Raw genomic sequence first — 13,755 nt, 5'->3', positions numbered from 1 at the left:
GATGAGAACGTCAGGGGGAGCGGGCACGAATGTGCGGAACGGGGCTGCTCGGTACAGGAGTTGGTGGGTGCGTCCGGAATTGTCTCGGTTTGATCGGTGCATGGCGGGCGCAGGGGGCCTGGTGGTGCCTGAGCGGAGCGTGGGCGGGGGACGCAGGTGAACCGGAGGCGCCGGTCAGTTGGCCGAGCGGAGCGCCGACTTCCGCGTCTGTTCGCCCCGCCGTGGTGGTCCAGTCCTGTGGACCGGCCCGAGATGCCGCGGACCAGGTCCTGTGCGAGCGTGGAACAGGGGCCGTCCCAGCGAGAGGAGCCGCCATGTCGTCCAGGCGTCGTCGGAAGAAGAAGGCCCGCAGGAAGGGCGCGAACCACGGCAAGCGCCCCTGCTCCTGACCGGCTCACCTGATCGTCTCGTCGCCGCCCCCGTCCTCTAGACTGCGCAGCGGAATTGATCCACTGTCATGACGAGGGGCGGCAAGGCATGTCCGAGGAGAGCGTCGGCGAGGGTGGCAGCATGGGATTCGATCCCAACGTCCCGAGCACCGCGCGGGTCTACGACTACCTCCTCGGGGGCAAGGACAACTTCGCCGCCGACCGGGTCGCGGCGGAGGGGCTGCTCAAGGTGCAGCCGATGACCAGGGACATCGCCCAGGCCAACCGGCGTTTTCTGGTCCGTGCCGTCTCGCTGCTGGCCGAGAGTGGGATCCGCCAGTTCGTCGACGTCGGTGCCGGCATCCCGACCAGCCCGAACGTGCACGAGATCGTGCGCGGCCACCAGCCGGACGCCCGGATCGTCTACGTCGACAACGACCCCGTCGTGCTCGCGCACACCCGCGCCCTGCGCGCCGAGACCGGTGTGACCGCCCTGGAGGGCGACCTGCGCCGCCCCAAGGAGGTGCTGGACCGGGTCGAGGCGAGCGGGGCCATCGACTTCTCCCAGCCGGTCGGGCTGCTGCTGATCTCGGTGATGCACTTCGTGCGCCGCGAGGAGGACCCGGCGGCCGTCATCCGCGCCTACACCGAGCGCCTGGCCCCGGGCAGCCACCTGGCGCTGTCGATCGCCAGCAGCGGTGACATGCAGCAGGAGGAGATCGACCGGGCCGAGGCCGTCTACGCCAACGCCTCCTCGCCGCTGGTGATGCACACGCCCGCGTCGGTCGCCGACTGGCTGACCCCCTACAGCCTGCTGGAGCCGGGCCTGGTGACCTACTTCAAGTGGCGCGCCGACGAGCCCGAGGCGGGCGGTCTGGGCACGCCGCTGGCGGCGGTGGCCCGCGTCGACTGAGCGGGCGCGGCGGGAACGCGGTCCGAACGGGAACGCGGTCCGAACGGAAACGCGTCCGAACGGAAACGCCGTGAGGGCCGGCCCTGGTGGGCCGGCCCTCACGCGTGTCCCGGGTGGGATCAGGCGACGTCGTAGCGGTCGAGGTCCATGACCTTGGCCCAGGCGGCGACGAAGTCGTGGACGAACTTCTCCTTGGCGTCGTCGGCCGCGTAGACCTCGGCGACGGCGCGCAGCTCGGAGTTGGAGCCGAAGACCAGGTCGACGCGGCTGCCGGTCCACTTGACCGCGCCGGACTCGTCGCGGCCCTCGAAGGTGGTCGCGTCGGCGGAGGTCGGGGTCCAGGTGGTGCCGAGCTCCAGCAGGTTGACGTAGAAGTCGTTGCTCAGCGTGCCGGGGCGGTCGGTCAGCACACCGACCGTGGACTGCTGGTGGTTGGCGCCCAGCACGCGCAGGCCGCCGACCAGGACGGTCAGCTCCGGCGCGGAGAGCGTCAGCAGGTTGGCCTTGTCCAGCAGCAGGTACTCGGCGGGGAGGCGGTTGCCCTTGCCGAGGTAGTTGCGGAAGCCGTCCGCGGTCGGCTCCAGCGGCGCGAAGGACTCGACGTCGGTCTGCTCCTGGGTCGCGTCGCCGCGGCCCGGGGTGAACGGCACCTCGACGCTGTGGCCGGCCGCCTGCGCGGCCTGCTCGACGCCGACGCCGCCCGCGAGGACGACCACGTCGGCGACGGAGACCTTCTTGCCGCCCTGGGCGGCCGCGTTGAACGCGTCGGCGACACCCTCCAGGGTGCGCAGCACCTGGGCGAGCTGGTCGGGCTCGTTGACCTCCCAGCCGGCCTGCGGCTGGAGGCGCAGGCGGGCGCCGTTGGCGCCGCCGCGCTTGTCGCTGCCGCGGAACGAGGCGGCCGAGGCCCAGGCGGTGGAGACCAGCTGCGAGACGGTCAGGCCCGTCTCGGCGATGGCCGCCTTGAGCTTGGTGACGTCGGAGGCGTCGATCTGCGAGCGGCTGCCGGCCGGGATCGGGTCCTGCCACAGCAGCTGCTCGGCAGGCACCTCGGTGCCGAGGTAGCGGGCGATGGGGCCCATGTCGCGGTGGGTCAGCTTGAACCAGGCACGGGCGAACGCGTCCGCGAAGGCGGCCGGGTCGGCCAGGAAACGGCGCGAGATCTCCTCGTAGGCCGGGTCGAAGCGCAGCGACAGGTCGGTCGTGAGCATCGTCGGCGCGACGCGCTTGCCCGCGACGTGGGCGTCGGGCACGGTGTCGGCGCCCGCGCCGTCCTTGGGCCGCCACTGGTTGGCACCGGCGGGGCTCTTGAACAGCTCCCAGTCGTAGCCGAAGAGGATCTCGAAGAAGCTGTTGTCCCAGGTGGTGGGCGTGTTGGTCCAGATGCCCTCCAGTCCGGAGGTGATGGTGTCGCCGCCCTTGCCGGTGCCGAAGCTGTTCTTCCAGCCGAGGCCCTGCTCCTCGATCGGCGCGCCCTCGGGGTCCGCGCCGACGTTCTCCGCCGGGCCGGCGCCGTGGGTCTTGCCGAAGGTGTGACCACCGGCGATCAGCGCGACGGTCTCCTCGTCGTTCATCGCCATGCGACGGAAGGTCTCGCGGATGTCGCGGGCGGCGGCGATCGGGTCCGGGTTGCCGTTGGGGCCCTCGGGGTTGACGTAGATGAGGCCCATCTGGACCGCGCCGAGCGGGTCCTCGAGCTCACGGTCGCCGGTGTAGCGCTCGTCGCCCAGCCAGGTGGTCTCCGGGCCCCAGTACACGTCCTCGTCCGGCTCCCACACGTCGGCGCGGCCGCCGGCGAAGCCGAAGGTGTCGAAGCCCATGTTCTCCAGGGCCACGTTGCCGGTGAGGATCATGAGGTCGGCCCAGGACAGCGCCTTGCCGTACTTCTTCTTCACCGGCCACAGCAGACGGCGGGCCTTGTCCAGGTTGCCGTTGTCCGGCCAGGAGTTGAGCGGCGCGAAGCGCTGCTGGCCGGCCCCGGCGCCGCCGCGGCCGTCGCTGATGCGGTAGGTACCGGCGCTGTGCCAGGCCATACGGATCATGAACGGGCCGTAGTGACCGAAGTCCGCCGGCCACCACTCCTGGGAGGAGGTGAGCACCTCGGCGATGTCCGCCTTGACGGCGTCCAGGTCAAGCGCGGAGAAGGCGGCCGCGTAGTCGAAGTCCTCGCCCAGCGGGTTCGCCACGGCCGGGTTCTTCGCGAGGATCTTCAGGTTCAGCTGGTTCGGCCACCACTGGCGGTTGCCACCGCCCTGCGTCGGGTGGGGCGCCCGGCCGTGCGCGACGGGGCAGCCACCCGCCCCCTGCGCACTGCCGTCGACATGGGCGTCAAGGTTCTCAGACATGACAATCCTTGCGAGTAGGGGAGTGAGGGTTCAGCACCGGACCCGACCCTACCTTAGACAGAGTCCAATTCAACAGATGAACCAATCTCGAACTTGGTCCGGTCTGGCTGCTACGCTCCTGTCATGAGCGACCTGCTGGCACGACTGAGAGAGCGCGGCTGGCGCCTCACTGCGCAGCGCCGCGTCGTCGCCCAGGTCCTGGACGGCGACCACGTCCACTACACGGCCGACGAGATCCACGCCCGCGCCGCGGCGCTCCTGCCCGAGATCAGCCGGGCCACCGTCTACAACACGCTCGGCGAGCTGGTCACCCTGGGTGAGGTGCTGGAGGTCAGCACCGACGGCCGCGCCAAGCGCTACGACCCCAACACCCACGACGCCCACCAGCACCTCGTCTGCGACTCCTGCGGCACCATCCGCGACGTCCACCCCTCCGGTGACCTCATGTCCGGCCTCTCCGCATCCGAACGCTTCGGCTTCACCGTCTCGGGCGTCGAGGTCACCTACCGCGGCCTCTGCCCCACCTGCGCGCGGCACTGAGCGCCGACGCCGAGCGGCCACCCTCGCGGGCGGTCACGAAGCGGGCGCGACGGGGCCGTTCACGCAGGGGCGGGCAGGTTCATCCGTGCGAGTCCGGCCGGGTCGACCACGGCGGTGATGGCGGTGATCCGGCCGTCGGTGACGGTGAACGCGAGGACCGAGAGCGGAGTGCCGTCCTCGCGCCAGGAGACGACTCCGGGGAGGCCGCCCACGAGCGCCGCCCGGCCCAGGGTGGCCGCGCCGGCGGCCAGTTGCGCGCCGGCCGCGACCTTGGTGGCGCCGAGGGTGACGACCACGCCGCCGGGGGTGTCGACGGTGAGCCTCACCTCGGGGTCGAGCACGCGCAGCAGTCCCTCGAAGTCGCCACCACGGGCCGCCGCGAGGAAGGCGTCGACCACCTCGCGCTGTTCCCGGCCGGCGCGGGTCGGCCGCTGGGTCGCCTGCACCTTCCTGCGGGCGCGGCTGGCGAGCATCTTGGTGGCGTCCGTGGACTTGCCGACGATGCGACCGATCTCGTCGAACGGCACCCCGAACAGGTCGTGCAGCACGAACGCCAGCCGCTCGCTGGGCCGGAGCGAATCAAGGACGACGAGGAGCGCGAGCCCGACCGAGTCGGCGAGCACCGCGTCGTCGTCCGGGGCGGGAGCGTCGTCGAGCGTCACCACGAGCTCGGGCAGCCGGTCGTCATAGGACTCCTGGGGGCGACTCCGGCGTGAGCGCAGGACATCGAGGCTGATCCGGCCGACCACGGTGGTCAGCCAGCCGGGGAGGTTCTCGATGGCTGCGGCCTCCTGGCGGCAGAGCCGCAGCCAGGCCTCCTGGACCACGTCCTCGGCGTCGGCGTGCGAGCCGAGCACGCGGTAGGCGACAGCGCGCAGCCGGCCGCGCTGGGACTCGAACGCCTCGGCCATCGGGTTCGTCGAACCGGTCTCGAACATGGTGTTACCTCTCCCGAATCCGCTCCGTCATGGGTGATGACGGGCCCGCACGGGTCCGGGTAACCGCTGGAGGAGCCGAAACGATGGAACCACGCCTCAAGGGTGCGATGAGCCCCGATCTGATGACCGCGATCCAGCACCTCAACAAGTCGATAGCCGCCGGAGGTGTCGACCGGCGCCTGCTGTCGCTGGTCCACCTGCGCGCCAGCCAGATCAACGGCTGTGCGCCGTGCGTCTTCGCCACGGTCTCGGGTGCGAGGAAGGCCGGCGAGACGGACGAGCGACTGCACCACGTGGTCGCGTGGCGCGAGACGCCGTTCTTCACCGACGAGGAGCGGGCGGCCCTCGCGCTGGCCGAGGCCGCCACCCGCATCCAGGACGGCGCCTGCGGTGTGACCGACGAGATCTGGCAGGCCGCCGCCGCCCACTTCACCGGGGAGCAGTTGAACGCGATCATCCTGGAGGTCGCCATGGCCAACTTCTTCAACCGGATCAACCACACGATCCGCGAACAGGCCGGCAGGACCTGGTGAGGCGGACGGGGCGTCAGTACTGCGGGGTGGGGTGGGGCTGGTCGAGGTCGCCGAGGAGGGTGTAGCAGGACTGGGTCGCCTTGCGACGGTGTCGCCGTCGACGCGGGCCACCAGCAGGGCAGCCGGCACATCGCGGACCTCGGCACCTTCGGCGTCTGACGCGGCAGAGGTGCCGCACGCGCGCAAGCCCGGCCCGACGGCCTCGGGGGGCGGTCGGACCGGGCTTGCGCGATCGGGGCAGTCTCAGGGCAGCAGGCGCTCGACGGCGGCGGCGCCTTCCTTCTCCAGTGCCTGGCGGGCCTTCTCGATCAGCTCGGGGGTCGGTTCCCGCCCGCTGGCCATCACCAGGTCCTCGGGGTCGACCGGGTGCTCGGCTCCGGTGTGCAGCAGCCGGTCCGGCGTGGGTCGCTCGTCGTCGGCCTCGGACTGTGACATCTGGTACCTCCTGCCCAGAACGAACACTTCTGCTCTTCCCTGCACTGTAGACCCGCCGATCCCCGGCCGCACCGCGCCACGTCGGCCTACGCTGGTTCCATGTGCCGATCGATCAAGACGCTCCGGGCCCCGGTCACGCCCGACCCGCAGGAGGCCGACATCCGGGCGGCCGCGCTCCAGTACGTCCGCAAGGTGTCCGGGTTCCGCGCTCCCGCCGCCCACAACCGGGAGGCCTTCGACGCGGCGGTCGACGCGATCGCCGAGGCCACCGAGGCGCTGCTGGACTCGCTCGTGGTCCGTGGCGCGCACGTGCACCAGCACGAGCACGAGGTGGCGTCCGCCTGAGCGGGAGGAACGAGAGGAGCGCGGGGAGCGCCCGGCCTCAGTGCTCGATGGCGTCGATCAGCTCGCGCGCGCCCTGGCGCAGCAGCGCCAGCGCCGTCGCCATGCCGAGCTCCTCCGGGGAGAGCGCGCCCGCCCACTCGTGGGCGTCGAGAACCCGCTTGCCGTCCGGGGTGAAGACGCGGGCCCGCAGCGAGAGCCGACCGTCCTCCTCGGCCTGGGCGTAGCCCGCGATCGGGGAGTTGCAGTGGCCCTGGAGTGCGTGCAGCATCATCCGCTCCGCCGCCGCCTCACGCCAGGTCGCGGCGTGGTTGAGCGCCGTGACCGCGTCGACGGTCGCAGCGTCGTCCGCGCGGCACTGCAGGGCCAGGATTCCGGCGCCGATCGGCGGGCACATCGCGTCGGCGTCGAGCACCTCGGTGATCCGCTCCTGGTGCCCGATCCGCTCCAGGCCGGAGACGGCCAGCAGCAGCGCGTCGTACTCGCCGGCGTCGAGCCTGGCCAGACGCGAGTTGGCGTTGCCGCGGATCGGCACGCACTCCAGCTCGGGGTAGGAGGCCGCGAGTTGGGCCACCCGGCGGACCGAGCTGGTGCCGATCCTGGAGCCGGCGGGCAGCTGGTCCAGCCGCAGCCCGGCCGGCTGCACCACCGCGTCGCGGATGTCGTCACGCGGCAGGTAGGCGGCCACCGCCGTGCCCTCCGGCAGCGGGCGGTCGCCGGGCATGTCCTTGAGGCAGTGGACGGCCAGGTGCGCCTCGCCCGCGAGCAGCGCGGCGTCGACCTCCTTGGTGAACGCACCCTTGCCGCCGAGCGCGGAGAGTGCGCCGAGCCAGCGGTCGCCGGAGGTGGTGACCGGCACGACCTCGGTGACCACCCGCGGATGCGCTGCGGCGAGCAGCGCGCGGACCCGCTCCACCTGGGCGAGGGCCATGGGGGAGGAGCGCGTCACGATCCTGATCAGCTGAGGCATGGGGGAGACGATACTCCGTCAGATCGGCTGTCCCGGACGACGCTCGCTCGAACCGGCAGGTGTGATAAGCCTTTCAGTCGCCCTCGGTCAGGCCGGTGGCCCGGCCCTCGGCGTCCCAGGCGACCCGCAGCACCTCGGTGACCGCGTCGCGGTTCAACGGGCCGAATACGTGCGGGAAGCGGACCTCGGCGGCGACCCCCGGCGGCGGTGCCGGGAGGGCCTCCTCGAAGACGCACTCCGCGCTGAGCCGCCGCTCGTCGATCAGCAGGGCCAGCAGCGGACGCGGTGCGTCCCGGTAGAAGGCGTTGACGACGGCGAGCGTCGTCGCCTCGTCGGGGGAGCAGTGGACGAAGCCCTCGGCATCGAGCGAGGCGGGCGCATAGGGGAGCTCGGGAGCGGCGGCCCACTCGGCGAGCGGCACGACGTGGTAGATCATGGCCCGATTCAACAGGACGCGGGGCCGCCGCGCGGCCTGCGGGGTGGGCCCGTCCCCCGCACGGGCCCACCCCGGGACGGGGAGGCGCTGCTCGCGCAGGGGAGAGGGACCGGCCGGTCCGGGGACCCTCAGCCGCGGCCCAGCGGCCGGCCGCCGACGCCGGCGCCGCTGTTGGCGTGCCACCAGGCGTCGAAGGCGGGTTGGTCCATGGCGGCCCAGTCGGGCGTGTGCTGGACGTGGGCGTGGCCGACGGCGCGGCCGAGGTCCAGGATGGCCCGGCCCACCGGCGCGCGTTCCGCGTCGTAGGCGGCGAGCGCGGCCGGGACGGACGCCGACCCGGCGAGCGCGCGGCCGAGCACGGTCGCGTCCTGCAGCGCCTTGAGTGCGCCGCTGCCTGTGTGGGGACGGGCGATCGCCGCCGCGTCGCCCACCAGGACCAGGCGGCCGCGGGTGTAGTGCGGCGCCGCGATGTCGTGGATCGGCTGGAGCAGGCGGCGTTCCTTGGGCGTGCCGTGCACCACGTCCTGCCAGAAGCCCGGCAGCCGGCGGGCCGCCAGGTCGTGCTGGAACTCCGTCAACTCGGCGGTCAGCGCGGCGGACGGCTCCGCGTCCGGGTCGGCGAGCAGGTCCGCGAGGTGCGCGGGCGGGGTCGCGTAGAAGACCCAGTTGACCTCCGTCGCGCCGGTTCCGCCCGGCCCGCCCGGGGAGCCGGGGATCCGGTAGGCGATCAGGTGGCCGCCGGGGAAGGCCACCGTCGTCGCCGAGTCCGCGGGGAAGGCGTGCTCCGGCTCCGGCAGCGCCTCGGCCGCGAGCGTGCCGCGCCAGGCCAGGTAACCGCTCCAGGCCGCCGCCGAACGGCCCGGCGGCAGGACCGCGGCCCGCACCAGCGAGCGGTGGCCGTCGGCGCCCACGACCAGGTCGAACCGCTCCTGCGTCCCGTCCGTGAGGGTCAGCAGCGCGCCGTCGGGGCCGTCCGCGACGGCGGTGACGGCGGCGCCGCCGCGGTAGTCCACCGCGTCCGGGACGCGGCGGCGCAGCTCCTGCCAGAGCGAGCCCCAGCTGTAGGACCGGTAGGGGAACGGCATGGTCGCGATCGTCCGGCCCTCGCGGCGGTCCCCGTCGCGGACCACCCACGGGCGCCGGGCGAGATCGATCCACGGCATCCCGGCGTCCAGGTAGCCGGCCGCCTCCAGCTCCGCGTAGCGCTCCTTCTGGAGACCGAGCCCGACACCGCGGTCCTCGAGGCGTCCGCGTGCCCGCTCCAGGACGACGACCTCGCCCGCCCCGGCCCGGTGCAACGCCCGTGCCGCCGCGCAGCCCGCGATGCTCCCCCCGACGACCGCAACCCGCTGCCCCCGCACGTGCTCCCCCTTCGTCGTGTCGCGTCCCTGCCGAGTATGGCGGGTGGCCGCGCCCGGGGAGCCGCGGATTCGCGGGGACGAAACGGCACATACGTCACTACACTTGGGCAGATACCCCGCCCGAGTCCCGGCAGACCAGCCGGCCTCCGTCACCGCAGGCCGGCGTCGCGGCACCGCGAGGACCAGCACGACACGCGCGGCAGACGCGCGGAGAGGAGCGCCGCGATGGCCGCTCACCAGTCCAAGAAGCTGCGCCGGAGTGCGGAGGACCTGCTGCGCCGCACCGGAATGGCCAAGTCGCCCGCCGAGGGCGCCCAGTGGATGCCCATGTCGATGCCGGGCGGCCCCGGCACCACCTCCAACGGCCCGATGAGCGCCGCCTTCGCCCACCACTCCGGGGGCGACCCGCGCGGACAGTGGTCCGGTTCGCGGATGGCCGCCGCCCACGACCTCGTCCCGGGCCACCGTCACCGCGGCGCGGAGTCGCACTCGGCTCTCAGCGGTCGGTGAACCTCCCGGCAGCGGGCCTCCCGACGGCTGCGGTCACGGTCCGTGACCGTTCGAGATGCGATCGTGGACGGGCGCTGTCAGGGTGAGGGCGTGCGCCGAGAATTCTTGCCCGGTTCCCCGGGCACGGCGCCTCACCCCCTTCGGGAGAGAACACCATGACGAAGGTCAAGAACCAGCCCCGCAAGCAGAAGCAGTCGGCGGATCGCACGCCGACCCGTGCGCAGGCGCACGACAAGGCGATGCTCGCGGAGATGAAGGCCGGTCAGCACACGCCGGGCATGGAGCCGATGGCGGCCTCCGGTGAGACGGCGATGCGCGCCCCGCGCAAGAAGGAGAAGCGCTACGGCCACAACTGACCCGCGACGGCTCCGGATTCGTCCGGGGGCCGCGTGACCTGCCTGCCGGCCCGACCGCGCCCCGCGCGGCCGGGCCGGTACGGTTTTCCGCCCCTTGTCGGTGCCGTGTGGTGGGATGGCCGCATGACCACCGCTGACCTCGAACCGCATGCCGAACCCGGTGCCGAACTCGTGGAGAAGGCCCGGTACTTCCACTCCCTCCACCGCCCCGGCAAGCCCCTGGTGCTGCCCAACGCCTGGGACGTCGCCTCCGCACGCGTCGTCGAGGCGGCCGGCGCGCTCGCGGTCGCGACGACCAGTGCCGGCGTCGCCTGGTCGCTCGGCTACGCGGACGGCGGCCGGCTGACCCGCCAGGCTGGCCTCGCGGCCGTCGCCCGGATCGTCCGCGCCGTGTCCGTCCCGGTCACGGCCGACATCGAGCGCGGCTACGCCGAGGACCCGGCCGGGGTCGCCGAGACCATCCGCGGCGTGATCGCCGCCGGTGCGGTCGGCGTCAACCTGGAGGACGCGCTCGGGCCCGTCCCCGAGAACGCGGCCCGGATCGCCGCCGCGCGGGAGGCGGCGGAGTCGCTGGGCGTCCCGCTGTACATCAACGCCCGCATCGACACCCACCGCCTCCCCGCGGCGGAGCGCGGCCGCCGCCACGAGGAGACCGTCACCCGCGCGGCCGCGTACGCCGCGGCGGGTGCGAGCGGCGTCTTCGTCCTGGACGAGCTGGACGCGCAGGAGCTGGCGGCCCTGGCCGCGGAGATCACCCTCCCGCTCAACGTGGCGGTCGGCCCCGGGACCCTCCCCGTGCCCGAGCTGGCCGCGGCGGGCGCGTCCCGCGTCAGCGCGGGCGCCTCGATCGCCGAGGCGGCGTACGCGCTCGCCGCGCGGTCGGCACGGGAGCTGCTGGCCACGGGAACGGCACGGGAGCTGGTGTCCGACCTGGACTGGAGCGCGCTGAACGCGCTGCTGACCTGAGCCCTCCAGGGGCGCGAGGACTGCGCGACAAGCCACCCTGGGCAGTCAGGCACCGAACGCACAGGGGCATCCCGCCCAGGGTGGTCGCCCGCGCAGTTCCTCGCGCCCCTGGCGGCCGCGCCGCCTGGAAGGTGCAACCGGGCGTGTGTCCCGCGGCAGTCCGGAGTTGAATGGGGACTGTTCATGCCGACTCGGGGGTGAGGAGGCTGTTCTTCCATGTCGATGTCCACCTTCGGTTCCTACGGTGGTCAAGACCCGTTCTCCGACCTGCTCAACCGCTTCTTCGGGATGTCCCCGGCCTCCTCCCCGCCGGCCGTCCAGCGCGTGCCCATCGGCAAGCTGCTGACCGAGTCCGCGCGGGAGCTCATCGGCCGCGCCCAGCAGAAGGCCGCGCAGGACGGCAGCGAGGACCTCGACACCGAGCACCTGCTCTGGGCCGCCGCTCTCGTCGACCCTTCGCGCTCGCTGCTGGCCCAGGCCGGCGTCGATCCCGACACCCTCGCGCAGGCGATCGAGAAGATGCTGCCGGGCGTCGCCGGCACGCCTTCCGCCGAGCCGAGCCTCACGCCCGCCGCCAAGCGTGTGCTCACCAACGCGCACGCGCGCTCGCAGGCGAGCGGCCGCTCGTACATCGGGCCCGAGCACATCCTCGGCGCGCTGCTCGACGACCCGGACTCCGGCGCGGGCCGGGTGCTCGGGTCCGGCGGCGTGGACGTGGAGCGGCTGCGCGGCGACTCCGAGCGGGCCGCGGCGGGCGGCGCGGAGAACGCGGCGTCGAAGCCGGCGAGCGGCACCCCGACGCTCGACGAGTACGGGCGCGACCTCACCGCGGACGCGAAGGCGGGCAAGCTCGACCCGGTCGTCGGGCGCGGCGAGGAGATCGAGCAGACCATCGAGATCCTCTCGCGCCGCTCGAAGAACAACCCGGTGCTGATCGGCGAGCCGGGCGTCGGCAAGACCGCGATCGTGGAGGGCCTGGCCCAGCGGATCGTCGCGGACGAGGTGCCGGAGACCCTGCGCGGCAAGCGCGTCGTCTCGCTCGACCTGGCGGGCATGGTGGCCGGGGCCAAGTACCGCGGCGAGTTCGAGGAGCGGCTGAAGAACGTCATCAACGAGGTGCAGGAGTCCACCGACTCCCTCGTGCTGTTCATCGACGAGCTGCACACCGTCGTCGGCGCGGGAGCGGGCGGTGAGGGGGCCATGGACGCGGGCAACATGCTGAAGCCGGCGCTCTCGCGCGGCGAGCTGCACGTCATCGGCGCCACCACGATCGACGAGTACCGCAAGTACATCGAGAAGGACGCCGCGCTGGAGCGGCGGTTCCAGCCGGTGCTGATCCCCGAGCCGAACGTCGAGGAGACCGTCCAGATCCTGGAGGGCCTGCGCGACGCCTACGAGGCCCACCACCAGGTGCGGTTCTCCGACGAGGCGCTGCGGGCGGCGGCCGAGCTGTCCGACCGCTACATCTCCGACCGGTTCCTGCCGGACAAGGCGATCGACCTGATGGACCAGGCCGGTGCCCGGGTGCGGCTCAAGTCGCTGGGCAAGTCCAGCGAGGCGACCGAACGCGAGGACCGCCTCGCCAAGCTGAACCGGGAGAAGGACCAGGCCGTCGCCGCTGAGGACTTCGAGGCGGCCAAGCGTCTGAAGGAGCAGATCGCGGAGGCCGAGGGCGAGTTGGCCGGTATCGCCGAGCGCCGCGAGGGCGTGATGGCGGTGACCGTGGACGACATCGCCGACGTCGTCGCCCGCCGCACCGGCATCCCCGTCGCCCAGCTGACCCAGGACGAGAAAGCGAAGCTGCTCCAGCTGGAGCAGGAGCTGCACGCGCGCGTGGTCGGCCAGGACGAGGCGGTCGTCGCCATCTCCGAGGCGGTGCGTCGCAACCGCGCCGGGATGGGCGACCCGAACCGTCCCGTCGGCTCGTTCCTCTTCCTCGGGCCCACGGGCGTCGGCAAGACGGAACTGGCCAAGGCCCTGGCCGAGCTGCTGTTCGGGGACGAGGACCGGCTGATCCGGTTCGACATGAGCGAGTTCCAGGAGAAGCACACGGTCTCCCGGCTGGTCGGCGCGCCTCCCGGCTACGTCGGCTACGAGGAGGCGGGGCAGCTGACCGAGAAGGTCCGCCGCAAGCCCTACAGCGTGCTGCTCTTCGACGAGGTCGAGAAGGCCCACCCCGACGTCTTCAACGCGCTGCTCCAGGTGCTCGACGACGGCCGGCTGACCGACGCGCAGGGTCGCACCGTCGACTTCCGGCACACCGTGGTGATCCTGACCAGCAACATCGGCGCCCACCGGATCCTGGCCAACGCGGGCGACACCGACAGCATCCGCGAGCAGCTGATGGGCGACCTGCAGGGCCACTTCCCGCCCGAGTTCCTGAACCGGATCGACGCCACGATCATCTTCCACGCGCTCACCAAGGAGGACCTCAACCGGATTGTCGACCTGCTGCTCAAGGGCAGCGAGCGGCGGGTGAAGTCGCAGGGCATGGAGCTGGAGGTCACCCAGGCCGCCCGGGACCTGCTCGTCGCCCACGGCCACCAGCCCGAGTTCGGGGCGCGCCCGTTGCGCCGGACGATCCAGACCGAGCTGGACAACCGGATCGCCTCGCTGCTGCTGGGCGGCGAGGTCTCGCCGGGCGACACGATCGTGGCGGACGTGCTGGGCGACGCCCTGGTCTGCCGGGTGAAGAAGCCCGAGGGTGCGGCGGCCGACAACGGAGAGAGTTGACCCCGGCGG

At 72.7% G+C, this 13,755-nt stretch carries 14 protein-coding genes; 8 read left to right on the top strand and 6 right to left on the bottom strand.

Going from position 1 to position 13,755, the window contains the following annotated elements; translation table 11 throughout:
• The first annotated feature begins 477 nt into the window (after window positions 1–477).
• On the top strand, window positions 478–1,281 hold the full coding sequence (locus tag ABH931_RS18305) for an SAM-dependent methyltransferase (protein ID WP_370114501.1): 804 nt from the start codon (window positions 478–480) through the stop codon (window positions 1,279–1,281).
• Between the two features lie 119 nt (window positions 1,282–1,400).
• Here ABH931_RS18305 and katG read toward each other — a convergent pair whose 3' ends face one another.
• The gene (gene katG, locus ABH931_RS18300; RefSeq protein ID WP_370114499.1) at window positions 1,401–3,626 is read right to left on the bottom strand and encodes a catalase/peroxidase HPI; all 2,226 of its coding nucleotides are present in this window, start codon (window positions 3,624–3,626) and stop codon (window positions 1,401–1,403) included.
• A 123-nt stretch (window positions 3,627–3,749) separates the two neighbouring features.
• Here katG and ABH931_RS18295 point away from each other — a divergent pair, with 123 nt between their 5' ends.
• Window positions 3,750–4,166, top strand: a complete 417-nt coding sequence (locus ABH931_RS18295; protein ID WP_370114497.1) for a Fur family transcriptional regulator — start codon at window positions 3,750–3,752, stop codon at window positions 4,164–4,166.
• Window positions 4,167–4,225: 59 nt separating this feature from the next.
• Here ABH931_RS18295 and ABH931_RS18290 read toward each other — a convergent pair whose 3' ends face one another.
• Window positions 4,226–5,104 carry a sigma-70 family RNA polymerase sigma factor gene (locus ABH931_RS18290; protein WP_370114495.1) on the bottom strand — a complete coding sequence of 293 codons (879 nt, stop codon included), beginning with the start codon at window positions 5,102–5,104 and terminating at the stop codon, window positions 4,226–4,228.
• Between the two features lie 83 nt (window positions 5,105–5,187).
• On the opposite strand from ABH931_RS18290, the gene ABH931_RS18285 reads away from it, so the two are divergent.
• On the top strand, window positions 5,188–5,637 hold the full coding sequence (locus ABH931_RS18285) for a carboxymuconolactone decarboxylase family protein (RefSeq protein ID WP_370114493.1): 450 nt from the start codon (window positions 5,188–5,190) through the stop codon (window positions 5,635–5,637).
• Window positions 5,638–5,880: 243 nt separating this feature from the next.
• Here ABH931_RS18285 and ABH931_RS18280 read toward each other — a convergent pair whose 3' ends face one another.
• The gene (locus tag ABH931_RS18280; RefSeq protein WP_370114491.1) at window positions 5,881–6,072 is read right to left on the bottom strand and encodes a hypothetical protein; all 192 of its coding nucleotides are present in this window, start codon (window positions 6,070–6,072) and stop codon (window positions 5,881–5,883) included.
• 99 nt (window positions 6,073–6,171) lie between these two features.
• Here ABH931_RS18280 and ABH931_RS18275 point away from each other — a divergent pair, with 99 nt between their 5' ends.
• Window positions 6,172–6,417 carry a DUF2277 domain-containing protein gene (locus tag ABH931_RS18275; RefSeq protein ID WP_370114489.1) on the top strand — a complete coding sequence of 82 codons (246 nt, stop codon included), beginning with the start codon at window positions 6,172–6,174 and terminating at the stop codon, window positions 6,415–6,417.
• Window positions 6,418–6,454: 37 nt separating this feature from the next.
• Here ABH931_RS18275 and hemC read toward each other — a convergent pair whose 3' ends face one another.
• From hemC to ABH931_RS18260, 3 genes are all read right to left on the bottom strand, one after another.
• Window positions 6,455–7,384 carry a hydroxymethylbilane synthase gene (hemC, locus tag ABH931_RS18270; RefSeq protein ID WP_370114487.1) on the bottom strand — a complete coding sequence of 310 codons (930 nt, stop codon included), beginning with the start codon at window positions 7,382–7,384 and terminating at the stop codon, window positions 6,455–6,457.
• A gap of 73 nt (window positions 7,385–7,457) precedes the next feature.
• Entirely contained in the window at window positions 7,458–7,820 is a 363-nt protein-coding gene (locus tag ABH931_RS18265; RefSeq protein ID WP_370114485.1) for a DUF952 domain-containing protein, read from the bottom strand.
• Between the two features lie 128 nt (window positions 7,821–7,948).
• The gene (locus ABH931_RS18260; protein ID WP_370114482.1) at window positions 7,949–9,181 is read right to left on the bottom strand and encodes an FAD-dependent monooxygenase; all 1,233 of its coding nucleotides are present in this window, start codon (window positions 9,179–9,181) and stop codon (window positions 7,949–7,951) included.
• A gap of 225 nt (window positions 9,182–9,406) precedes the next feature.
• On the opposite strand from ABH931_RS18260, the gene ABH931_RS18255 reads away from it, so the two are divergent.
• The 4 genes from ABH931_RS18255 to ABH931_RS18240 all read left to right on the top strand — a co-directional run bounded on the left by ABH931_RS18255 (window position 9,407) and on the right by ABH931_RS18240 (window position 13,746).
• Window positions 9,407–9,691, top strand: coding sequence for a hypothetical protein (locus tag ABH931_RS18255; protein WP_370114480.1), 285 nt, complete (start codon window positions 9,407–9,409; stop codon window positions 9,689–9,691).
• A 155-nt stretch (window positions 9,692–9,846) separates the two neighbouring features.
• Complete coding sequence (locus tag ABH931_RS18250; protein ID WP_370114478.1) at window positions 9,847–10,047, top strand: hypothetical protein; 201 nt, start codon at window positions 9,847–9,849, stop codon at window positions 10,045–10,047.
• Window positions 10,048–10,170: 123 nt separating this feature from the next.
• Window positions 10,171–11,013 carry an isocitrate lyase/phosphoenolpyruvate mutase family protein gene (locus tag ABH931_RS18245; RefSeq protein WP_370114476.1) on the top strand — a complete coding sequence of 281 codons (843 nt, stop codon included), beginning with the start codon at window positions 10,171–10,173 and terminating at the stop codon, window positions 11,011–11,013.
• Window positions 11,014–11,229: 216 nt separating this feature from the next.
• Window positions 11,230–13,746 carry an ATP-dependent Clp protease ATP-binding subunit gene (locus tag ABH931_RS18240; protein ID WP_370114474.1) on the top strand — a complete coding sequence of 839 codons (2,517 nt, stop codon included), beginning with the start codon at window positions 11,230–11,232 and terminating at the stop codon, window positions 13,744–13,746.
• The last annotated feature ends 9 nt before the right edge of the window (window positions 13,747–13,755 follow it).

Source organism: Streptacidiphilus sp. MAP12-33 (assembly GCF_041261265.1).
In the GTDB taxonomy this organism is placed as follows: domain Bacteria; phylum Actinomycetota; class Actinomycetes; order Streptomycetales; family Streptomycetaceae; genus Streptacidiphilus.
The sequence above is the reverse complement of the archived record's forward strand: the minus strand, read 5'-3'. Positions and strand labels throughout refer to the sequence as shown.

What these genes read in the sequence shown, in the direction of transcription:
- ABH931_RS18280 (WP_370114491.1), bottom strand. Translation starts at nt 6,072, where the DNA reads ATGTCACAGTCCGAGGCCGACGACGAGCGACCCACGCCGGACCGGCTG.
- ABH931_RS18290 (WP_370114495.1), bottom strand. Translation starts at nt 5,104, where the DNA reads ATGTTCGAGACCGGTTCGACGAACCCGATGGCCGAGGCGTTCGAGTCC.
- ABH931_RS18250 (WP_370114478.1), top strand. Translation starts at nt 9,847, where the DNA reads ATGACGAAGGTCAAGAACCAGCCCCGCAAGCAGAAGCAGTCGGCGGAT.
- ABH931_RS18285 (WP_370114493.1), top strand. Translation starts at nt 5,188, where the DNA reads ATGGAACCACGCCTCAAGGGTGCGATGAGCCCCGATCTGATGACCGCG.
- ABH931_RS18255 (WP_370114480.1), top strand. Translation starts at nt 9,407, where the DNA reads ATGGCCGCTCACCAGTCCAAGAAGCTGCGCCGGAGTGCGGAGGACCTG.
- ABH931_RS18275 (WP_370114489.1), top strand. Translation starts at nt 6,172, where the DNA reads ATGTGCCGATCGATCAAGACGCTCCGGGCCCCGGTCACGCCCGACCCG.
- ABH931_RS18305 (WP_370114501.1), top strand. Translation starts at nt 478, where the DNA reads ATGTCCGAGGAGAGCGTCGGCGAGGGTGGCAGCATGGGATTCGATCCC.
- ABH931_RS18295 (WP_370114497.1), top strand. Translation starts at nt 3,750, where the DNA reads ATGAGCGACCTGCTGGCACGACTGAGAGAGCGCGGCTGGCGCCTCACT.
- ABH931_RS18245 (WP_370114476.1), top strand. Translation starts at nt 10,171, where the DNA reads ATGACCACCGCTGACCTCGAACCGCATGCCGAACCCGGTGCCGAACTC.
- katG (WP_370114499.1), bottom strand. Translation starts at nt 3,626, where the DNA reads ATGTCTGAGAACCTTGACGCCCATGTCGACGGCAGTGCGCAGGGGGCG.
- ABH931_RS18240 (WP_370114474.1), top strand. Translation starts at nt 11,230, where the DNA reads ATGTCGATGTCCACCTTCGGTTCCTACGGTGGTCAAGACCCGTTCTCC.
- ABH931_RS18265 (WP_370114485.1), bottom strand. Translation starts at nt 7,820, where the DNA reads ATGATCTACCACGTCGTGCCGCTCGCCGAGTGGGCCGCCGCTCCCGAG.
- hemC (WP_370114487.1), bottom strand. Translation starts at nt 7,384, where the DNA reads ATGCCTCAGCTGATCAGGATCGTGACGCGCTCCTCCCCCATGGCCCTC.